At 54.3% G+C, this 19,921-nt stretch carries 20 protein-coding genes and 1 pseudogene; 3 read left to right on the top strand and 18 right to left on the bottom strand.

Features of this window, described 5'->3' with window-relative positions:
- Nucleotides 1-327, top strand: a complete 327-nt coding sequence (locus J2T58_RS00105) for a hypothetical protein (RefSeq protein ID WP_253486481.1) — start codon at nucleotides 1-3, stop codon at nucleotides 325-327.
- 60 nt (nucleotides 328-387) lie between these two features.
- Here J2T58_RS00105 and mtrH read toward each other — a convergent pair whose 3' ends face one another.
- The 15 genes from mtrH to mobB form a co-directional block, all read right to left on the bottom strand.
- A complete protein-coding gene (gene mtrH, locus J2T58_RS00100; protein ID WP_253486479.1) occupies nucleotides 388-1,410 on the bottom strand; it encodes a tetrahydromethanopterin S-methyltransferase subunit H in 1,023 nt (340 codons plus the stop codon).
- 17 nt (nucleotides 1,411-1,427) lie between these two features.
- Nucleotides 1,428-2,165 carry a tetrahydromethanopterin S-methyltransferase subunit A gene (gene mtrA / locus J2T58_RS00095; protein WP_253486477.1) on the bottom strand — a complete coding sequence of 246 codons (738 nt, stop codon included), beginning with the start codon at nucleotides 2,163-2,165 and terminating at the stop codon, nucleotides 1,428-1,430.
- A gap of 10 nt (nucleotides 2,166-2,175) precedes the next feature.
- Nucleotides 2,176-2,361, bottom strand: coding sequence for a tetrahydromethanopterin S-methyltransferase subunit F (locus J2T58_RS00090; protein WP_211531046.1), 186 nt, complete (start codon nucleotides 2,359-2,361; stop codon nucleotides 2,176-2,178).
- Between the two features lie 5 nt (nucleotides 2,362-2,366).
- The gene (gene mtrA / locus J2T58_RS00085; RefSeq protein ID WP_253486475.1) at nucleotides 2,367-3,092 is read right to left on the bottom strand and encodes a tetrahydromethanopterin S-methyltransferase subunit A; all 726 of its coding nucleotides are present in this window, start codon (nucleotides 3,090-3,092) and stop codon (nucleotides 2,367-2,369) included.
- Nucleotides 3,093-3,098: 6 nt separating this feature from the next.
- On the bottom strand, nucleotides 3,099-3,386 hold the full coding sequence (gene mtrB, locus J2T58_RS00080) for a tetrahydromethanopterin S-methyltransferase subunit MtrB (RefSeq protein ID WP_253486473.1): 288 nt from the start codon (nucleotides 3,384-3,386) through the stop codon (nucleotides 3,099-3,101).
- A gap of 16 nt (nucleotides 3,387-3,402) precedes the next feature.
- Nucleotides 3,403-4,248 carry a tetrahydromethanopterin S-methyltransferase subunit MtrC gene (mtrC, locus tag J2T58_RS00075; protein WP_253486471.1) on the bottom strand — a complete coding sequence of 282 codons (846 nt, stop codon included), beginning with the start codon at nucleotides 4,246-4,248 and terminating at the stop codon, nucleotides 3,403-3,405.
- A 10-nt stretch (nucleotides 4,249-4,258) separates the two neighbouring features.
- Nucleotides 4,259-5,116, bottom strand: coding sequence for a tetrahydromethanopterin S-methyltransferase subunit D (gene mtrD / locus J2T58_RS00070; protein WP_253486468.1), 858 nt, complete (start codon nucleotides 5,114-5,116; stop codon nucleotides 4,259-4,261).
- Nucleotides 5,117-6,016, bottom strand: coding sequence for a tetrahydromethanopterin S-methyltransferase subunit E (gene mtrE / locus J2T58_RS00065; RefSeq protein WP_253486466.1), 900 nt, complete (start codon nucleotides 6,014-6,016; stop codon nucleotides 5,117-5,119).
- A gap of 230 nt (nucleotides 6,017-6,246) precedes the next feature.
- Nucleotides 6,247-7,953, bottom strand: a complete 1,707-nt coding sequence (gene mcrA, locus J2T58_RS00060) for a coenzyme-B sulfoethylthiotransferase subunit alpha (protein WP_253486463.1) — start codon at nucleotides 7,951-7,953, stop codon at nucleotides 6,247-6,249.
- Between the two features lie 6 nt (nucleotides 7,954-7,959).
- On the bottom strand, nucleotides 7,960-8,721 hold the full coding sequence (gene mcrG / locus J2T58_RS00055; RefSeq protein ID WP_253486461.1) for a coenzyme-B sulfoethylthiotransferase subunit gamma: 762 nt from the start codon (nucleotides 8,719-8,721) through the stop codon (nucleotides 7,960-7,962).
- Between the two features lie 7 nt (nucleotides 8,722-8,728).
- The gene (mcrC, locus tag J2T58_RS00050; RefSeq protein ID WP_253486459.1) at nucleotides 8,729-9,364 is read right to left on the bottom strand and encodes a methyl-coenzyme M reductase I operon protein C; all 636 of its coding nucleotides are present in this window, start codon (nucleotides 9,362-9,364) and stop codon (nucleotides 8,729-8,731) included.
- Nucleotide 9,365: 1 nt separating this feature from the next.
- Complete coding sequence (gene mcrD / locus J2T58_RS00045) at nucleotides 9,366-9,836, bottom strand: methyl-coenzyme M reductase operon protein D (RefSeq protein WP_253486457.1); 471 nt, start codon at nucleotides 9,834-9,836, stop codon at nucleotides 9,366-9,368.
- A gap of 22 nt (nucleotides 9,837-9,858) precedes the next feature.
- Complete coding sequence (gene mcrB, locus J2T58_RS00040) at nucleotides 9,859-11,166, bottom strand: coenzyme-B sulfoethylthiotransferase subunit beta (RefSeq protein ID WP_253486455.1); 1,308 nt, start codon at nucleotides 11,164-11,166, stop codon at nucleotides 9,859-9,861.
- A gap of 337 nt (nucleotides 11,167-11,503) precedes the next feature.
- Complete coding sequence (locus J2T58_RS00035) at nucleotides 11,504-12,400, bottom strand: ferredoxin-like domain-containing protein (RefSeq protein ID WP_253486453.1); 897 nt, start codon at nucleotides 12,398-12,400, stop codon at nucleotides 11,504-11,506.
- A 6-nt stretch (nucleotides 12,401-12,406) separates the two neighbouring features.
- Nucleotides 12,407-13,105 carry a molybdopterin-guanine dinucleotide biosynthesis protein B gene (mobB, locus tag J2T58_RS00030; protein WP_253486451.1) on the bottom strand — a complete coding sequence of 233 codons (699 nt, stop codon included), beginning with the start codon at nucleotides 13,103-13,105 and terminating at the stop codon, nucleotides 12,407-12,409.
- 161 nt (nucleotides 13,106-13,266) lie between these two features.
- Here mobB and fdhF point away from each other — a divergent pair, with 161 nt between their 5' ends.
- Nucleotides 13,267-15,339: a formate dehydrogenase subunit alpha gene (gene fdhF / locus J2T58_RS00025; RefSeq protein WP_253486449.1), complete on the top strand. Its 2,073-nt coding sequence runs from the start codon at nucleotides 13,267-13,269 to the stop codon at nucleotides 15,337-15,339.
- Between the two features lie 5 nt (nucleotides 15,340-15,344).
- On the top strand, nucleotides 15,345-16,589 hold the full coding sequence (locus J2T58_RS00020; protein ID WP_253486447.1) for a Coenzyme F420 hydrogenase/dehydrogenase, beta subunit C-terminal domain: 1,245 nt from the start codon (nucleotides 15,345-15,347) through the stop codon (nucleotides 16,587-16,589).
- A 300-nt stretch (nucleotides 16,590-16,889) separates the two neighbouring features.
- On the opposite strand, the gene J2T58_RS00015 is transcribed toward J2T58_RS00020, so the two are convergent.
- From J2T58_RS00015 to J2T58_RS00005, 3 genes and pseudogenes are all read right to left on the bottom strand, one after another.
- The gene (locus tag J2T58_RS00015; protein ID WP_253486444.1) at nucleotides 16,890-17,690 is read right to left on the bottom strand and encodes a formylmethanofuran dehydrogenase subunit C; all 801 of its coding nucleotides are present in this window, start codon (nucleotides 17,688-17,690) and stop codon (nucleotides 16,890-16,892) included.
- Between the two features lie 12 nt (nucleotides 17,691-17,702).
- Nucleotides 17,703-19,412 (bottom strand): formylmethanofuran dehydrogenase subunit A, encoded by a 1,710-nt coding sequence (locus J2T58_RS00010; protein WP_253486442.1) that lies wholly within the window; start codon nucleotides 19,410-19,412, stop codon nucleotides 17,703-17,705.
- Between the two features lie 5 nt (nucleotides 19,413-19,417).
- A pseudogene (locus J2T58_RS00005) lies at nucleotides 19,418-19,921 on the bottom strand (formylmethanofuran dehydrogenase subunit B); the annotation flags it as partial.

The following is a 19,921-nucleotide window of genomic DNA, read 5'->3' as shown; positions in this document are numbered from 1 at the left end:
ATGACAAAGGATCTCATCGAGGAACTTGCCCTTGATGATGTCTTTGTGAGTGTCGCAGAGCCGATTCCCGGGACTCCACTTGCAGATCTTGTCCTCTCCACACCTCAGGAAGAGAATCCTGTGTATATTCCGCATACGGGAGAATATAAGGCTCTTGGCCTCTCTGAAGCAGAGGCACGGGCATTTGATCTTATGCTCCATGCCGATCTCCATAAACCACGGTTCACCATGGCTGATGATCGGATCTTTAATCTGTATCTTGAAGAGGTCAGGAAACAGGGATCGGATATCCTGAGGAGCACCGAACTACTCGTTCGGTATTCTTAGGAATATTATATATATGTTTTTCCATGGCTTGAAACAAACGCATGGAATAAAAAAAAGATTTTAGATGAGTTTGTTCAGGGGGTGGTTTGGATCCTGAACATCTCCGCCAAGTTCACGGCATGCCTCTGCGAGGACGATGTCGGTGAATGCGGCTGTGGTTGCCATCCCTTCGCAGTTCTCGATTGGGCCAAACATAATTAGATCGGCACCAAGTGTCATTGCCATGATGTTACATCCGATGTCAGGGGCTGCCCATGCAGTCTGCCTGATACCCTCAAACCCGCCAAAGTGGTGGTGTGCCATCTGTTCAAGGAGGACATCTTTTCCTTTGTAATGGTCTGCAAGGACATTCTTTCTCCAGCGTTTCAGCCAGGTCCATGAGACGGTCATGTTGTGGTATGCACCACCGGTTGGGAGACCATGGATCGCCTTACAGGCAAGAATCTCACGGAATGATCCGCCGGATCCAAGACCGAGCGGGGTTGCTGCAGTATCGAGGATCGGGCGGGTGATACCTGCCTCTTCTGCGATCTGAAGCATTCCTTTTGCCTGTCCTGCAACGCCACCCTCGACAAGAACCTTCTCACGGCCGACGACTGATGGGTCGCCCGGGTTGAAGGCAAGGACGATCGCGGAGTTCACATCGGATGCAGCAAGTACATCGATGTTCTCCTGCGGAATCGATCCGTTGATCGAGTTGTAGATGGCACGGTCAGCAAGGCCGACCTCGGTTACATATTCACATGCATGTGCAAGTGCTCCCGGTGCTGATGAGTCCATCAGGAACGGGGTTTTGTTGTCGATACTGTCGAACCAGCTGAAGTAGCTTTCGAATGCCTCGCCAAATTCGGCGATGATCTGGATGAAGTACGGGTTTCCTGTGATATCGTACAGCTCCATACACCGGTTCCAGAGCGCTTCTGCCTTTGGCTTGTCGATCTTACCAGTGTGATCATCGAGCACGGTCTCGTGCTTATTATAAAAGATGGATGCACCGAGTACCCTTGGGTATTCGCCGGGCTGTCCACCGATTTTTATGCCGTTAAAGTCGAGAACGGTCTGTTCTTTCTCAAACCTGAACATAGTTGGAACACCTCACGTTAGAGCATACTAATTTTCGGAAGGATCATCAGCAACATGATAAATACAATAACCCCTGCTACGAGGCCATAGAGGATGCCGATGTCACGCCCGATCTTCCTGCCCACCCTCTGGGCAATCTCAGAGTCTGCAAATTCTATCTTCTTCTCGATCTTGTCGAGTCGTTCCTCAAGCTCGAGGAACTGCGGGTTGGCGCCAGCTATTGCCGTCTCATGCCCGCCACCGCCTGCCTCTTTGACCTCGACAACTATCGGGTCAGCGGCAAATGCTCCGGGATCCTTTCCGGCCAGTTCTGAGATCTTGGCGTTAACTTTACCGAGATCTTCAGTCTCCATGATGTTGACGATTTCAACCTGCTCCTGGAACCTCTTGATCGCGGCATCATCGAGATTCTCGATGAAGGGGATTGCTCCCTCTGCTCCGACGATCTTTCCTCCGGAGACACCACCTTTATGGAGTGCCTCAAGCGACTGGCCACTTAAGTGTCCCTTCACTTCAGTTCCACAGAGGAGGACGAACCTGATATTCGGGTTTGAGATGATATTTGCGATGATCTTCTCAAGCCCGAGGTTCTCGGTCTTGCAGGATCCGCATAATGCAGCTCCGCTAGCGCAGATGCCCGCTTCATCAAGGTGTGATCCCACTGTTACAACGGCGACACAGCTGTTTGCGTCACCTGAATGGAAGTCTCCCTGAGCGATGGGCCATCCGCTTGCCGGTGATTTCTTCTCTGCCATTTTTTTCACCTCAGAGAACCAGAACCGGTACCATCACAACGACCAGGGCGAGCATGAGCCCGATGATGAAGCCGGGAATGCCCGCAGACATAATCCCGGATTCAAGTTTATTCGTCCGGGCGATGATCTGGGCTTTGTATCGGATGTTCTCAACCATTTTGTCAATTGCGTTCATTCGGATGCTTGAACCTGCCATCTATCTCACCCCATCAGAAGGAATCCAAGAATGGTAAATATAACGATCAGACCGATCATCAGTCCTTCAACCTTCCCCGAGTATACGCCTGCGGCGAACCGGTTCTGCATACCGATGTTGGTTACCATTCTCTCGATGATCTTCATGCGGGCGTGGATGAGTGCAAGCTCTCCAGAGAGGGGCTTAACCTCACCTGTTGCTTCTTCTGCACCGCCACCGCCTGCCTCTTTGACCTCGACAACTATCGGGTCGCCGGCAAATGCTCCGGGATCCTTTCCGGCCAGTTCTGAGATCTTGGCGTTAACTTTACCGAGATCCTCGGTCTCCATGATGTTAACGATTTCAACCTGCTCCTGGAACCTCTTGATCGCGGCATCATCAAGATTCTCGATGAAGGGGATTGCTCCCTCTGCTCCGACGATCTTTCCTCCGGAGACACCGCCCTTGTGGAGTGCCTCAAGCGACTGGCCACTTAAGTGCCCTTTCACTTCAGTTCCACAGAGGAGGACAAACCTGATATTCGGGTTTGAGATGATGTTTGCGATGATCTTCTCAAGCCCGAGATTCTCGGTCTTGCAGGATCCACACAATGCAGCTCCGCTTGCACAGATGCCCGCTTCATCAAGGTGTGATCCCACTGTTACAACGGCGACACAGCTGTTTGCGTCACCTGAGTGGAAGTCTCCCTTTGCGATGGGCCATCCGCTTGCCGGTGATTTCTTATCTGCCATCTTTCTTCACCCCATATACTGGAACGCCATGAATGCCGCAATGAGCAGACCTACTGCCAGTCCATACCAGAAGGCTGTGACACCTCCGGCATAGAGCAGCGACTTCTCTCTTCCAGGGAAACTGTTGAGCAGCTGGCCTTCTCCAGAGAGCATGCCGATGAGATCCTCTGATACCATCTCAAGTTCAGCAACCTTATCGATGATCGGCTGGTAGGACTCTCCGGCGGTGGTTACAAATCCAATGACCGGGTCGGCGACGAGGCCGAATTCGGGTAATACAAGAACATATCCCATATTTATCACCTCTCCTTCAGGCCTCAGTCTCCAGAATCGGTTTAGCGTCAAGCCACGCTGCTGCATCGCGCTTTGAGAGCTCGATGAACTGTGTGTAGGTGTAGCCCCATCCGATGATCGCTATCAGCAGGCCGACGAGTGCCGCTCCGACAGCAATGAATGCAAAGGAGATGACTGCCATAATGATCATGGAGAGGAATCCACACTCTGCGGCGAGCATGAGTGTCCGATCCTGTGTGTTCGACGGGCCAAGCGCTGCATTGAACGGGTGCTGGATTGCGATTGCACCAAGCATGAATGCGACAGCGATAACACCTCCACCGAGGTAGGATGCGTTTGCTGAGCTCATTGCAAATCCGAAGATCGAGATGGTTCCGGCTGAGATCGCACTGAAGGTAAAGTCACCGGTCGCCATCGCGGTAAAGCCGAGGATGGTGAGTGCACCGATGACCGAGAGCTCTGCAAGAGACTGCATCAGAACCGGGATCTTCATATTCAATACATTGTCTGCAAGGAATCCAAAGACTGCTCCGGCGACTGCTGCAATGATAAGGGCAGCGATCGGGGATGCAATGCCGAATTTGGTTCCAAGGAGCATGGCGATGATACCTGCACCAAATGCGACCATACCAGCGGATGGAACACCTGTTCCGATACCATAGCTGCAGAGTCTTTTGATGGTGCTTGTTCCCCAGATAAGAGCGATAACTGCTCCAAGCCCTCCGAAGAATGAGAATAACTCAAGTCCGGTGATGGTATTGAGATATGTCAGATAGATACAGAGTATGGATCCGACAATTCCGACCATCAGAAGGGTGTTGTGAGGGATTGCGTCAGCGGATGCTTCTACTTTTACTGTCATCTTCTCCACCTCAGAATGGCACCGGTACGATAATCAACAGGGCGAGCAGACCGGCGAGAGCTGATGCGACAGCACTTGCAACAATTGCACGTGGGAACCGCTTGAACTTGGGGTCATGTGGCCCTTCGATGGTTCCGGTGATGTTGTATGCGGTCATGACGGCGTTGACAAGGAACATACCGATTGCAAAGATACCTGCAATAGATACGATCAGCGGCATGGCACTCTCAACATCTGTTCCCATGAGTGCTGGAATACCGGTCAGGTAGGCGTCATAGAGTGAGAGGTAGATGAGCGTTCCGCCGAAACCTCCGATAAGACCTCCAAGGACACCTCCAACATAAGAGATGAACGGAAGACCGTGCCCCTCAGTACCCTGGCTTTTATATTCCGGCTGTGTGTCGCCGGTCAGTGGGTCTTTGCTGACCTTTCCTGATGCGGCGGGAATTCCCATTGCAAAGACGTACGTGACGTTCACAAGCATACAGGTGATGGCCATCAGAAGTGCGCCGCCGATGGCACCGGTTCCGAGAGCGACCGGGTAGCTGAACTGTGCTGCCCATGCTCCCTTAAAGAGACCGGCAAGACCTGCACCTGCTGCAAGCATCGTGACACCGGTTGCAATACCTGGTGCCTGACCCATTGCCGCCGGCGCTCCGCCGACAGGAACGAGGTGCACACTGAATGTAACAAGCATTCCGCCGATAATAATTCCGATGAGGGAATAGAAGGCGGCCATCGGGAAGATACCTGCGATTGTCAGACCAAATCCGATACCAAGAACTGCAAGCAGCAATACGACTGCGATTGCGGCTCCCATGACGGGCATCTCTGCTCCGCCTGCCGGCTTACTTGCGATCGCTGACATTTATATTGCCTCCTCTTCGGGTGCAGTGTACGGACCATAGGTCTTCCGAGCCCAGACCTCGATGTAGCGGGCCATGATCGTGATGATAAGGACAATAATCGCTCCCATCATGACTGATCCCCACCCTCCGAAGTAATGCTCGAAGATAAGGTGCCTCCAGAGTTCAAAGAAGACGATCAGCCCAAAACAGATACCTGATGCGGGACCGCCGAACTTTGAGGTGAACCATCCGTTGTCGAGTGAGCTTCTTTCACCGGCTTCTGCATACCGGACGATGTTTCCGGATGCTGAGATCGGGACACCTGCTCCGAACTTCTGGTTCTGGTACTGGCGTTCTTTCCCATAGAATGGGTTTCCGACGGCAGAACCGGCTGCTCCGAGTGCGATACCCCAGATGATACCGAGGATTGGCAGTGGGAACGGATGACCGAGTACTGCGTTCATAAGATACACAATCGTCACAGTCGTAAAGATTGCAACGAATGCGTGTGCGACAGTGACGGGTGTCACTGATTTCAGTATATCAACATAGACTGGCTGGCCGAACTTTGCAAGACTTGCTGTCCTGCCGAGATAGGCGGTGGTTGCATAGACACCCTGAACGAAGGATGCGAGGATACTTCCAATTATGATAGATAAAACGGGGTTAACGTTCATTATCATAAATGCCCATGCGACACCAGCACCAATTGCAATCCAGAGAGCCCATGCCGGGGGCTCACCTGCGATGGCCTTGTTAAAGATACGGTGATTGTATCCCATCTGCGGAGCCAGCTGAACCTGAGAGTTGGGATCACCCTGTGATCCGATATCAGACTCGGTATCTTCAGCTGCACCTGCAACCGTTGCAAGTGCTCCCGCGAGGGCAGCCACTCCAATACCTAATACGATGTTCTCCATGTGAGATTCTCCCTTGATCTAATGAGTATAAGAGTATTCGATCAGCGTTACCTCTCCAGAATCGGAGTACTACGTGTGGACATAAAAGACTGGATTGTAATTGAATTAAAGGTTTCGAATTAACGCTGGAATCAGGCGGTTCACCTCTTCTCTTTGAAGAAATCCTGTTGAATTCCGACCTGTTATTCAGCAGATCTTTCATTAGATAAAAAAAGATTGGTGTTTTGTGATCACTTTGCGGGGATGATGAGCGAGCGCTCGCCGGCTGGCATGAACTCGCGGATCGCACCGCGTGCAAACTCCTTCCTTGGTTCGGAGAAGTCGAACTTGAGGGCGGGGTCTGCGAAGCAGATCTTGATGAGCGGGGAGAGTGTCCAGGCATCGCCACGTCCATAGTGGGCGGATCCGGCGATTGCTGCGTATTCTCCCTGGTGGCCGACGTTCATTGCGTAGTTTGGATAGTTTGGTCCACGGAACTCGCCGATACAGCCCTCGTCAGGCCGGACGGAGAGTGAGTTTGCTGAACCACACTGGTCCTGCAGGTCGTAGCCGAAGAATCCGAGACGTGACCATCCCTCTTTGTGCATGAGCATGGAGAGGTACCATCCGTTCAGACCGGCGTTGGAGTTACCGGTTGCGATTGCGGTGGAGATACCGGATGCTGCTGCGAGGACACTTGCACGCTGTGAACCACCGAAGTGGTCTTCGAGCATCGTTGGGTATGTTTCGTACTGCTCCATACCGTTGAGGTTGACCTCGCTTGCGATGTCGTTGACGATCTCCTGGGTTGGCTTGACCTTGTCTGCGGGGTTCGGGTTCTGCCAGTCGACCTTGTACTTGTCTTTGATGTAGTCCATACCGTAGTAGGTGAACTCATCGAGGATGTTGTCGGTGTATGCAGCGGTTGCATACTGGGTGAATCCGACACCACCGGACATGTAGGAGCCGAGCCAGATCTGGTCAAAGAGCATTGCACCTGCACCGACAACCTCAAGTGTTGCTCGGGCGGGGTCGTTTGGATACTTCCGGTCTGCCTGGATCATGTCGGCGAAGTTGCCAAACAGGATACCACCTGGCTCGTTTGGACCACGGGCACGGCGGGCTGGCAGGTGGGAAGACATCTGGATAACACCAGCGTGCTTTGCGGCGTAGGAGAGGTCAGCGACTGCTGCTTCACCTGCGCACATCCGGTATGCACCGATGAAGGACATACCGATCTGCATGGCGGACCACCGGGAGGTCGTTCCACCGTCGCAGGTGCGGGAGACGGTTGTCGGGATGTGGACACACTGCCACATGGATTTGCCGACTGCGTTCATCAGTGCCTCAGCCTGCTTCTTGGGGAAGAGCTTCTCAACATTGAGGAGGAACTGTGGCTCGATGTCGTCTGCAAGCTCGGAGTCTCCGGTGAAGACCTTGACGTAACAGTCATCGGTGAGTGCAGGGTGGGTCTCGACCATGTGCTCCTGAACGACGGCTGCGCCGGGCATTGCGTGGTTGACGACGTGGAGGTACTCGTTGATCGTCTCAGGGGTAACTTCCTTGCCGAGACGCTTCTGGAGTGTCTGGTGGGCAAGGTCCATGTTGACGATAACGGTTCTCCGGATGTCATCCCAGAACTGCTGCATTGCAGCGTTGTTGACGAAGTGGAGATCGTCACCCTCGACGAAGGTGCCGGTTCCTGAGACCTCGTAGGTCATCAGCTGGCGCTGGCCCATCGGGACACCACCAAGGTGGCACCGCTCCGGGTCATACATATCCATTCCACGCTCTTTGACGATCTTCTCGTTTGCCGCCATAAACTCCTTCTTACGGGGAGACTGGTTCACACCGTCAAATGCATAGAACTTGGTCTTCTGTGATTCTACATCCTGTCCCGGGAACTTCTCCTTCAGTGCCTTCAGGAAGAGTTTCTGTGCTCTCTCAATCTTTGCCATCTTTTATCACTCCTTTGGCATGTATCCGTACTTGGTTCTCAGGCTGTGGATACGCTGGATGTATTCAATGTACTCTGCATCATTACGGTAGGGGTTGCCACCGAGGACATGGAAGATTGTCGTGTTCTCACCGAGCCACTTCTCGTCCATCGGCTTGCCGACTGCGACCTTCTTGTCGAGCGGGACACCGATCTGGTCTTTGACGTACTTTACAAGACCATCTGCCTCAAGGACACAGCGCTGGAGCATGTCAAACATCATGCCGTCTTCTGCAAGACGGAGTGAGTGTCCGTGAACTGTTGCTCCACGGATACCTGTCCGTGCGGGGTCGAAGAGGTTTGTGTTGATGAGATCCTTTGCAATCTGCTCAAGGTCACGCTCACGGCACTCAACGATCTGACGGCCTGAGAGTGTACCCGGGTCGATACCACGGTAGCGGTACATCTCGACGTAGGTCCTCTGGTATGGCTGGGACGGTGCGTTGAGCATCGAGTCTGCGAACTGGATATACCGGACGCGGTCTCCTGCCTTTGCACCCTCGGTTGGGGCGACGATCTTCCTGATCGGGCAGTCCGGCTCTCCCTGCTCTGCGAGTGGCGGGTGTGCGGTCGGGTATGCCTGACCTGGTGCACGGTGTCCCATGATGAGGACAACGTCCTCGTCTGTTACATCGCGAATCTTTTCAAGTTTTACTTCCGGGTTCATCTGGTTGCGCCTGTTCTCGGCGACCTTTGAGGTTCCCGGTCCATACTGTGGTTTGTATGCCATGAATAATTCACCTCATTGAAGGTTGTTCCTTCATTGTTCGTAGTACTTCGCGGATGACATCCGCCAGCTTCTCCCGTGTTGGTGTCTGGCCCCGTGTGACCCCTGATACGATTGCGACAACGGTGCCTTTGGTCCGTATCGCTTCTTCAGGTGGCATGACATAGGCGGTCTTCACACCTTCCCGTGCGAGATCCTCATAATCAATCGGCGCCTGTGAGACGACGACAGCTTTGATGTCGCATGCTTCCAGGATGCTTCTGACCTTTGCAACGACATGCGACCGGACATTACCATGGTGGAGAACGGCGACCCTGTGCCGTTCGATCTGTTCGATCTCACGCAGGTTCAGTCCGAAATTCGCACCAATGGCTGCTCCGCCAGCGTTTCCTGCATCTGCGGGAATGCCGCTGCCCGCGTTTAACACCAGGGTACTTACGCTGTATTCGACCCCCTGCTGCCTGAGTGCTGACGTGATATCGCAGATCGGCTTTGTCACATGCCTCCGTCCGGGAGACATCGCTACCACGATGACATCGGGATACCGGCATTCGGAGATTGTCCCGCGCTGTGCGAGGGATCCCCCCTTGCCCATTCCCATTGACTGGCGGCAGTCGACGATCTGTGTTACACGTCCGATTGGCATGTTATCTGTTTCCCTGCAGGATGACCGGTCGTGTCTTGCTCTTCGGATCAACCATACCGAGTATCCGGTCGTCCTCAACGACGCCGTACTTTGCATAATCGGTCATGGTCATGCTGGAGCGCATGAATCTGCCCTCCTGGAGAGTGAATGGGAAGTTGGTAAGAACCGTCTCGCATGCCTTCCTGATCTCCGGTATCGGTGCGGCATCCTCAAGCTCGATGAGGACCGTTCCGACCTGTACCTGGAGCTTAATCGTCTCACCCTCCACCACGATCTCCCTGCGCTGGGGCACTACGTTTGGTGTCCCTCGGGCAGGCCCGTATGGAACGATCTCCGGAACCCGGGGACCGTTTAGAACGATCCGCCGGATGCCGGTTTTTGAGAGGATCTCGTTTAGGAGAGCCTCTGCGGTATCGGGGGTGAGGAAACGTGCGGGGACGATCCGGATTTGTGGATAGCTGGTTTCTGCCATTGCAATCTGGTCTCGGACTGGATTATACAGCCTTTGCGATCGCGTTGATCGGCTTTGCGAACTCTTCGATCTGACCGAAGGTGTCTCCGTAGATCTTGGAGGTCGACTCTGGGGAGAACATCTGGGTTCCTGCATCCAGAGCGCATGCTGCGACGATACAGGGGATACCGACACCTGCGGCGTGCCTTGTAACGACGTGGTTTCCGTTGAAGATACCTGGTCCTCCACCACCGTAGATCGAGTGGCTGAAGAAGGAGAAACCGACGGCAACACCCATCACACGACCGAAGTCACAGCCTGGGAGACCGGTCTCGTGCTCAAGCAGGTCGTTGAAGTACAGGAGCGTCGATGAGACGGCCTGTGCAAACCGGCCTGCACCACAGTTGACCATGGTTGCTGCAAGGGTACCTGCTGCTGCATATGCGTTCCAGAGCATCGGGTCCTTCGTGTCGTAGAACTGGAAGTATCCGCCCTTCTTTCCTGGTACAATGACCTTGTCTTCGATTGCACGCTCAACGAGCGACTGGACGACGGTACCGACGGTTCCGCTCTGGCCGTTCTGCTTGACGAGGTCATAGACGAGGTTGTTTGCGTTCAGTCCCTGGTAGGCGTAGAGGAGCATCTGTGCCCGCTCGAATGGGCCGATTGCGGCTCCCATCTCGAACTCTCCTGCCTGTTCGAAGGTGGATGCGAGGGCTGCTCCCTGCATTGCGTTCCTTCCGGTCATCATGACGGCGTGGTTTGCCGGGATGTTCCGGAGTGCATAGCCGAGACCTTCGTTGTTCTGTGGGATCGAAAGGATGGATGCGACGCCTGCGCCTGCCATGTCCATGGTCTGCGGGTAGGTACCCCAGACAGCTGCCTTGACGGTGTTTGCGTCAAACATGCCGATATCGAACTGGTCCATGATGGCGTAGGTGGCAGCTGCTGCAACACCGGTGATTGCGGCATCGTAGGTGGATGCTGCATTCAGCCGTGCAGTTGGTGCCTGAACGAGGAGGAGCTTGCCGCCTCCGTACTTGTTGATGAGGGTGTCATCGCCTTCAGTGACCTGGACCATATCCTGGATCTTGGCTGCAATGGCGTCAGAGTTTCCAAGAATGTCGAGATCGAGTTCACGTCCAAGAATCTGCTGGTGCTTGCCGATCTTTCCGGTCTTCAGGGCTTCCTGAATTCCTCCAAGGTTGACGGCAACAGTTCTCTTGGTCAGGTTGATGAGCTTGAGGATCGCCGGGTTTGTCAGGGGGCTGACCTTGTCAAGGGCGACATTGCTCTTCAGCAGTTTGCCTGCATCATCATACAGGTCGATTGTGTCTGAATATTTTGTCATAAATTTTTCCTCCAAATACCGTTTGATTCGATTCATTCCGGTCATTGAGTACTGAATACTGAAAGAAGTCACTGAAACGGGTGCTGATTGTGATTGGCACGTCCCCTCTGGGACAATCAAATAATTCCTTATGGCAGGATATAAGTGTTGTCTTTTAACCCTTGGTTTTCTTTTATTCTGGGTTTTTAAATAAAAGCGATTTATTGGGTAATATTCAAATATAGAGACGTGGTTCGGTTTTTCTTAAAAAAAAAGTATTACGTTCTAGACTTAAAAGTATTACGTATTCTCTCTCGAATGGCGGTTTCCTTATCACGATCCTCTGCGCTTTGATCTTTTAGGGGATTTCAGGCCCTGATATGATGCTCTCTGGCGGAATTGCCTTGAAAATATCCTTCTTTAGCTCATCAAAACCTATCTCGTCCAGCTGATCTCCGAGTAAGCGCCCGTCCCATGCCTTCCTGTAGATCCATGTCACCACTTTCTCGACCACCATCATACATTCATCCTCCCCTGCCACGGTGATGAGAGGTCGTCCAAGTGTCGGGTGTCGGCCGCGCTTCCCTCCGACGGTAATAAGATAGGCGTCAGGTCCTCCTCTGATGGTCGAGTACGGGCAGATATGGATGCAGTTGCCACAATCGATGCACTTCTTCATATCAAGGACAATCTCACCTCCACGGACGAAGAGAGCCCCCTCCTTACAGAAGTTGACGCAGGTACCACACCCGGTACAGAGGCCGGGATTACGGATTGGACGGGTGACGCCGGTCACGCCAACTTCACAGAGTCTCTCTGAAACACAGCTGTTTGGACAGGATGAGACGCCGATGCGAACACGGATTGGCATATTCTTACCAAAGAAATCCTTGTCAATCCTGCGGGCAAGCGTTATCGAGTCGACATTGGCGAGTCGGCACCGGTCTGTTCCCGGGCATGCGGTGATATTGACGATCTCCTCCCGCTCGGATCCGACGGGGGTATTGTTCGCCTCAAGTGCCCTTCCCAGTGCCTCAAGATCAGCGATCTTCACATGCGGGATCTCCATCGTCTGACGAACCGTCAGATGGGCTGTTCCGGTTCCAAACTCCTCGGTTATCTTCGCTATCCCGATGAGCTGCTCCGGGGTGACGATGCCTGCCGGAATTCTGATCCTGACGGTGCAGAAGTCGCTGTCCCGCTGGGTGATGACACCCCCGCGGGTATGCATGCCGGTATCTCTCTGAATCTCCATGTTCTATCACTCTACCTCTTCCCGGTTATATGCTTCTGCACCCCTGCTCAGGGCAGAAGCTACGGCAACAGGAGCGGTTCCAATGACGGCAAGACATCCTGTGGTGTTCAGATCACCGAAGACACAACCCCGGACGAGCACCTCTCCGGAGGCAGCGAGGATACCTGGAGAGCTCCCTGCCGCAGTTGCGGCCTCCTTCAGCCTCTCCTCTGTGGCTTCATGCAGTATCAGTACACCCCCAGACCTTCCGGCTCCGGCTTTCTTATATAATGAGTTGAGGACGGCTTGTGGTGTCGTCCAGCATGGAAAACGATCAAGACTGTCCAGTATCTCATCAACAGTCGGATCCCTCAGGATCTCCGTCGCACCCTGATGGTCGCCAAGTGCGACTCCCGGTATCGGGGTGTTCTTATAGCCCTCGATGATGCAGTAATCAGCTCCCCGTTCTGCCGCGGCGTTGATTGCGGCGATGAGATCCCCTCCTCTCCGGATGGTGACACTCTTTTCATTATCAATACCAGAACTCCCTGTTGCCCCTGCCTGATAGTGGAGGGTTGTATCCCTTCCCTCTTCAAGGGTGAAGGGGTGGTGGCCGAGATGCTTGATCGTCTCGACATGCCCGGTGGCGGCGAGGCGTTCACAGAGCTGCCTTGTCAGCGTGGTCTTGCCGGTATTGGATGTACCGAAGATGTGAATGAGAATCATCAGATCACGTACTCTTTATTCTTCTGGCATATCCTGATAGTTTCTTCCTCTGCCACCGGGTATGTGGTGGGCGATTCCACTGTTATTCATCATAAAATCGAGAAAAATGGCTATGTATAAATACTCTGGATTATCAACCTAACAGTGTCCGAGGTTTAACCATGGCAATGAAATATGTACAAACCACCTGCCCGTACTGCGGGACAGGCTGCAGCATGAACCTGGTCGTCAACGACGGCAAGGTCGTGGGCGTCGCCCCGTACCAGCGCTCCCCCGTCAACGAGGGGAAGCTCTGTCCAAAGGGCGTCTATGCGCACGAGTTCATTAACAGTGAAGACCGGCTGACCACCCCGCTCATCAAGAAGGACGGGAAGTTCGTTGAAGCCAGCTGGGACGAGGCATACGAGCTCATCGCCAGCAAGCTGAAATCATACCAGCCGAGCGAGGTTGGCGTCCTTGCCTCTGCCCGTGTCAGCAACGAGGACAACTACGCGATCATGAAGTTCGCCCGTGGTGCCCTGAAGACGACGCACATCGACCACTGTGCCCGTCTCTGCCACTCCTCCTCCGTTGCCGGCCTTGCAACGACGTTTGGCTCCGGTGCAATGACCAACTCGATCGCCGACATCGCCGAATCGAAGTGCATCTTCATCATCGGGAGCAACACCTTTGAGCAGCACCCGCTCATCGGCCGGAGTGTCGCCCGTGCCCAGAAGAACGGCGCCAAACTGATCTATGCCGATCCCCGTCTCACCCCGACCGGCAAGCAGGCCGACCTGTACATGCAGTTCAGGAGCGGGACCGATGTCGCCATCTTCAACGCGATGATGCAGGAGATCATCAAGAACGGCTGGGAAGACAAAGAGTTCATCGAGAAGCGGTGTGTCGAGTATGACGCCCTGAAAGGCGAAGTCATGAAGCCCGAATACTCGCTTGAGAACGTCGAGACCATCTCCGGCATCCCCGCCGCCCAGCTGAAGCAGGCTGCCGAATGGTATGCCACAAGCGGCGCCTCCTCGGTTCTCTTCTCAATGGGTATCACACAGCACACCACCGGTGTTGACAACGTCAAATCCGTTGCCAACCTTGCCATGCTGACCGGCAACATCGGCCGTCCCGGCACCGGTGTGAACCCGCTCCGTGGTCAGAACAATGTCCAGGGTGCCTGTGACATGGGCTGTCTCCCCGTCGTCTTCACCGGCTACCAGAAGGTCATCGATGAAGCTGCCCACAAGAAGTTCTCCGATGCCTGGGGCTTTTCGGACGGTATCTGCAAACCCGAGAACGGCTATGAGGTCACCATCATGCTCAAGACGCTCAATGAGAAGCCTGGTGAACTCAAGGGCATGTACATCATGGGCGAGAACCCGATGCTCTCTGATGCCAACCTCTCCCATGTGAAGGATGCGCTTGAGAAGCTTGAGTTCCTCGTCGTCCAGGATATCTTCATGACCGAGACCGCCGAGATGGCTGACGTCGTCCTCCCCGCCACCTGCTTTGCCGAGAAGGATGGTGTCCAGGTCTCGACCGAGCGTCGTGTCCAGCGTCTCAGAAAGGCCCAGGAAGCCCCCGGCCAGGCAAAACTCGACTGGCAGATCATCGCCGAGGTTGCCGCAAAGATGGGCTATGCCGAGCAGTTCGCCTGGCAGTCTGCTGAAGATATCTTCAACGAGATCACCAGCCTGACCCCGTCCTATGCCGGTATGTCCTATGAGCGTCTCAACAAACCCGAAGCGCTTCAGTGGCCCTGCCCTGCAGCCGACCACCCGGGCACCCCGATCCTGCATACCACGGCATTTGCCCCGGTCATGCCCGACGGTAAGGGTCTGATGACGGCGATCACGTTCAAGCCGCCGGCAGAGGTTCCTGACGCCGAGTATCCGTTCATCCTGACGACCGGCCGGAGCTTATTCCACTGGCACACCGGTGGTATGACCCGGCGCTCCGCATCACTTGACAGCGAACAGCCCACCGGGTGGATCGAGATCAATGTCGATGATGCCAAAGCACTTGGTATCGCCGACAACGAGATGATCATCGCAAAGACCCGGCGTGGCCAGATCAATGTGCCTGCCCGTGTGACAAAGGATATCATGAAAGGCGTGATGTTCATGCCGTTCCACTTTGCCGAATGTGCAGCCAATGTCCTGACAAACGACGCCCTCGATCCAATATCGAAGATTCCGGAGTTCAAGGCCTGTGCTGTTGCCGTTGAGAAGATCAAGGAGGCCTGATTACGATGGTTGCAAAAGGCGATATGATATATGCATGGTCCAAAGAGTCCGAGCTCGCAGAGAAGGGTGAGTGTGGAGGCGCCGTCTCAACACTCCTGAAATATGCTCTTGAGAGCAAGATGGTTGATGGTGTCCTTGCCGTGAGGAAGGGAGCCGATGTCTATGATGCAACCCTTGAGGTCATCACCGACCCCGCCGAGATCGCAGCATCCGCCGGCTCGCTCCACTGCGGTACGCTCCTCATCCCAAAGATGATCAAGAAGTACCTCAACGGTGCATCGAAGATGAAGCTCGCCGTACCGGTGAAGGGCTGCGATGCGATGGCATTCTACGAGCTTGCCAAGAGAAATCAGATCAACCTCGACAACATCGTCATGATCGGTCTCAACTGTGGTGGAACCGTCAGCCCGGTTGCCGCAACAAAGATGATCCGGGAGAAGTTCGAACTTGACCCCGCCGATGTTGTGAAAGAGGAGATCGACAAGGGTCAGTTCATCGTCATCACAAAGGATGGCGCTCACAAGGGCATCTCCATCGACGAACTTGAGGAAGAGGGCTATGGCCGGAGGGACAACTGCCGCCGGTGTAAGATGAAAGTTCCCCGCCAGACAGATCTCGCCTGTGGAAACTGGGGTGTCATCGGCGATAAGGCCGGCAAGGCAACCTTCGTTGAGGTCTGCTCTGAAAAGGGTGCAAACCTCGTCAATCAAGCAGCAAAAGCTGGTGTACTTGAGACCTCTGCAGCCGATCCAAAGGGTATTGCAATCCGCGCAAAGGTCGAAAATGCGATGCTCAAACTTGGTGACAAGTGGCGCAAGCATGACTTTGAAGCACTCGGTGAGGGTCGCGCACGACTTGAGACGATCATGAAGGAGACCTCCCGGTGTATCAAATGCTACGCATGCATCGAGAACTGTCCGATCTGCTACTGTGTCGAGTGCAGCACCAAGAAACCCCACCTCGTCAAACCAGGTCAGGTTCCGCCAAGCTTCATGTTCCACATGATCCGGTTTGCCCACATCTCTGACTCCTGTATCAACTGTGGTCAGTGCGAAGAACTCTGTGCAATGGATATTCCAAATGCGCTCTTCATGCACGCCCAGCAGGTTGAACTCGAGAAGATGTTCGGCTTCACCCCCGGTATCAACATGGAACCCCCGATCCTTGCATATGCAGAAGAGAAGGTTGAGCGGAAGCGTCTCGATGACACCGGCTCAGACCAGATCTTTGACAACGTATTCAAGGAATAAATCAACCAATTTTCCTTTTTTTTAAAAAAAAAACCTGTGCAACGTCTTTTCAGATCCTTCATCCCTTTCACGATCGAACAGGCAGGAAGCCCACGACTGCAGCTGTGGGTAGGTACTCCTGGATTCCATATACTCTTCAGAGTCACTATTCATCAGATTAGGCAGGGAGACGTACTGGCACTCTTCCTGATACAACCCTGAGAGGCTGGTTGAGGGAGAACTCCTCCTATTTGATGGGTGAATGTCGAAAATACAGGTTTTAAATTACAGAATATCGAAAAAAAGCTGAGAAGAAGTGAATTACTTCTTCTGGTAGAGCTTGCCGTAGATGAGCTTACCCTTGGACTTGGGGTGGCGTTCGCCGGTGTCACCAATGTACTCCGCAAACGTCGCTTTTACACCCTCAACCTCAAGCTCGACATCGCCGACATAGTTAAAGCCAGGCATCATGACATCGACGGAGCCGAAGAGATAGATCTCTCCCTGAACCATCTGCCCGCCGAGGCGGCTCTTGGCATTGCCTTTGATGACGGTCCTGCCACCATCGGCATGGGTCATGACATGGACATCGACGTTGCCATCGATGACGATCTCGCCAGCCATCATGAAGGTTCCGGCATCTGAACCGACATTGCCCTTCACATGGATTCTGCCGCCCTGCATTCCTCTCCAGTCTCCACGGTACGAGGTGCCGAGGTAGTTGCCGGCATTCCCTTCGACGATCAGCTCCCCGCCCTTCATGGCGGTTGCTGCAAAGTCTCCGATATTGCCTTTTGCGGTGATCTTCCCACCGGTCATCCATGCACCGACATACATATCGGTGTCGCCATTGATGACCACTTCACCGGCACTCATGTGGGCGCCGATGTACTTTACTTTTCTGAGGTCCCCATTGACAACGACCTTCGTCTCTGCCGCGGTGGCTCCTCCTTTTCCGGAGACGGTAAAGTAGTCACCGACGACGGGGGTGGTCTTCCCCATTGGAAGGGGAAGGGCTGCGATCTCCTGGGCTGTCTTTGAAGCAAGGGAGTCGGGATTGAAGACCTCTGCCTCAAGGAACAGTGGTGGCTGCTCTTTGATGGTTAGTGTTACAGTTTCCATTTTTCACTCACCTCAGACAGTTGCATCAATCTCAATGACGTACGGGTTTGGCACATAGTGGTGTGAGGCCACCTCGTAGTTGTTCTGGTTGATCGTGTAGAACTTGTTGAACTTCAGGGCGATATCACGCTGGACCTGTGCGTTCTCGTTCGTCTTCACATCCACCCAGAGGGTCCGCTTGTTGCCGTTGCTGATGATCTCGCCTTCGTTGATGATCAGCTCACCCTGCTTGAAGAGGTATGCTGCTGACCCGAATGCCTTCTCGATCAGTTCGGGATCATCTGCAGTCTCGGGGTTGTAGTCATAGACAGCCACATCGCCGCAGAGACCCGGTGTCAGTGACCCATACAGGTGTGACAGGCCGAGTGCCTTTGCCGTTCCTGCACGGGTCATCATCGCGATCTCGTAGAGCGAGAGTTCGCGGTCGATGGCGCCAAGACCTGTCCGGTCACGGACCTTGCCTTCGTTCTTCATCCCGGCAAACATCTCGTCACGGGCCTTTGCGCTCATCAGCCACTTCATCACGCGGGGATACCGGGTGAACGGACCTGCGTTGGGGTGGTCGGTCGTCATGTGGAACCGCATCGGATCATTGGCAAGGAGCGCGATCTCAAGACCGATCGCCCACTGGATACCGCAGACGAAGATCTCAGGGCTGTACACATACGGAACAACACCGGAGCCGGTCTCAAGCTCGACATCCACATTCGCCCATTTCAGGTGGTTTAACTCGCAGAGATGGTGCTCAAACGGCCCGTCAGCCGTCATCGTCGTCGTCTCGTCGAGGGTCACAAACCCGATGTCACAGGTGATGTTCTTGTTCGCATTGACATACTCGGCGATCTTGTCGGCACGGGACTCAAAGTCGCCCCAGGTCGTTCCGCCATACGAATGGAACTGGATATGCGTGTGGTGGAGCACCTGGTCACGGCCAAAGTCGCCCTTCGGTGAGATCCCTTCAGCAAGCTTCAGGGTATCAAGGGTCGTCTCGTAGTTGCCGGGGTTGCCGAGGTTGTTGCTGTGCACATGCATACTGTGCGGCAGCTTCAGCGCCTCGTTCGCCTCGATCAGCCCTTTGACGATCTCCGCCGGGGTGATATCGAAGTAGGGCACCGGGTCATGAATGGTTGTACAGTTCAGGCCCCATCCCCATGCTTCCGTGCCGCCGGGATTGACGCATTTTACCGCGTATCCCTTCGTCATCCTGAGAAGCCAGGCGATATATGCCGCGGTATTCTCGAGTTCGCCGTTCTTGAGATACTCAAGGACGAACCAGTTGTTCCCAAAGACCGGGTAGGCACCCTGGTCAAGGATCGGGGTGTCCCGCATCTCTTCATGGACATGCCGTGCAAAGAACGGGGGCATCGCCGCCTCCATGACGGTGGTGTATCCCATGTTTGCATACTCGTAGCCGGTCTTGAAGACGGTCGGGATAGAGAACCCGCCCGACATCCTCCGGACACCACGGCCCGGTTCATAGGGTGCCTGTTTCTTGTCTTCAGGGCGGTACCACCGGCCGACATTGACCTTTGGCCCGGCGACATGGGCGTGGATATCCACACCCCCGGCCATCACGGTCTTGCCGGCAGCATCGATCACCTTTGCAGATGCCCCGACACTCTCGACAATCTTTCCGTCTTTGATGGCGATGTCCTTCTTATCTCCGTTGATCCCCAGGACCGGGTCGAAGACAAAACCATTTTTGATGAGATATTCTGCCATTGGTTCTACACTCCCTTGCATTTCCTGACTTCACCAAGGACCATCGTGAGGAACTCCTGGTCGGTGAGCATCCCTTCCGGCGGGTCAACGACCTTGCGTGACTCGATTGGGACGTTATCCATCCGGTAACAGCAGCCGCCGACCTCGACACCGACGAAGGCGACCGGGACATGCAGTTTGCAGACCGCGGTCGTCGGGGTGAGATGGGGGTCGATGGCGACCGATGGGAGCTGTGCGATCTTCTTCACCGAGCTGATCGGGAAGTGTGCACCGGGGTCGGACCCGAGGATGAATGCTGCATCGACTTCATCGCGGACCAGCAGATCGTTTGAGCTGGTCTCGCCGGGGTTGTACCGGGCGACACCACGGGAGAGATCGACACAGAACGGGAACCCGAACTGCCAGCCGAGCACCTCACCGGATCCGGTGACGTTGTAGTGTCCCCGCATCGGCATAATGGCCGCTTTGGTGTAGTCGTTTAAGTCGCGGGTCAGCCCGATTGCGATATC

This window comes from Methanocalculus alkaliphilus (assembly GCF_024170505.1).
Taxonomy (GTDB): domain Archaea; phylum Halobacteriota; class Methanomicrobia; order Methanomicrobiales; family Methanocorpusculaceae; genus Methanocalculus; species Methanocalculus alkaliphilus.
The sequence above is the reverse complement of the archived record's forward strand: the minus strand, read 5'-3'. Positions and strand labels throughout refer to the sequence as shown.

Bases quoted from the DNA above. Each gene is read 5' to 3' on its own strand.
- mobB (WP_253486451.1), bottom strand. From the start codon at position 13,105: ATGATTCTCATTCACATCTTCGGTACATCCAATACCGGCAAGACCACG.
- J2T58_RS00035 (WP_253486453.1), bottom strand. From the start codon at position 12,400: ATGGAGATTCAGAGAGATACCGGCATGCATACCCGCGGGGGTGTCATC.
- mtrC (WP_253486471.1), bottom strand. From the start codon at position 4,248: ATGACAGTAAAAGTAGAAGCATCCGCTGACGCAATCCCTCACAACACC.
- mtrA (WP_253486475.1), bottom strand. From the start codon at position 3,092: ATGGCAGATAAGAAATCACCGGCAAGCGGATGGCCCATCGCAAAGGGA.
- J2T58_RS00015 (WP_253486444.1), bottom strand. From the start codon at position 17,690: ATGGAAACTGTAACACTAACCATCAAAGAGCAGCCACCACTGTTCCTT.
- mcrA (WP_253486463.1), bottom strand. From the start codon at position 7,953: ATGGCAAAGATTGAGAGAGCACAGAAACTCTTCCTGAAGGCACTGAAG.
- mtrA (WP_253486477.1), bottom strand. From the start codon at position 2,165: ATGGCAGAGAAGAAATCACCGGCAAGCGGATGGCCCATCGCTCAGGGA.
- J2T58_RS00020 (WP_253486447.1), top strand. From the start codon at position 15,345: ATGGTTGCAAAAGGCGATATGATATATGCATGGTCCAAAGAGTCCGAG.
- mcrG (WP_253486461.1), bottom strand. From the start codon at position 8,721: ATGGCATACAAACCACAGTATGGACCGGGAACCTCAAAGGTCGCCGAG.
- mtrB (WP_253486473.1), bottom strand. From the start codon at position 3,386: ATGGGATATGTTCTTGTATTACCCGAATTCGGCCTCGTCGCCGACCCG.
- J2T58_RS00105 (WP_253486481.1), top strand. From the start codon at position 1: ATGACAAAGGATCTCATCGAGGAACTTGCCCTTGATGATGTCTTTGTG.
- J2T58_RS00090 (WP_211531046.1), bottom strand. From the start codon at position 2,361: ATGGCAGGTTCAAGCATCCGAATGAACGCAATTGACAAAATGGTTGAG.
- mcrD (WP_253486457.1), bottom strand. From the start codon at position 9,836: ATGGCAGAAACCAGCTATCCACAAATCCGGATCGTCCCCGCACGTTTC.
- mtrE (WP_253486466.1), bottom strand. From the start codon at position 6,016: ATGGAGAACATCGTATTAGGTATTGGAGTGGCTGCCCTCGCGGGAGCA.
- mtrH (WP_253486479.1), bottom strand. From the start codon at position 1,410: ATGTTCAGGTTTGAGAAAGAACAGACCGTTCTCGACTTTAACGGCATA.
- mtrD (WP_253486468.1), bottom strand. From the start codon at position 5,116: ATGTCAGCGATCGCAAGTAAGCCGGCAGGCGGAGCAGAGATGCCCGTC.
- mcrB (WP_253486455.1), bottom strand. From the start codon at position 11,166: ATGACAAAATATTCAGACACAATCGACCTGTATGATGATGCAGGCAAA.
- fdhF (WP_253486449.1), top strand. From the start codon at position 13,267: ATGGCAATGAAATATGTACAAACCACCTGCCCGTACTGCGGGACAGGC.
- J2T58_RS00010 (WP_253486442.1), bottom strand. From the start codon at position 19,412: ATGGCAGAATATCTCATCAAAAATGGTTTTGTCTTCGACCCGGTCCTG.
- mcrC (WP_253486459.1), bottom strand. From the start codon at position 9,364: ATGCCAATCGGACGTGTAACACAGATCGTCGACTGCCGCCAGTCAATG.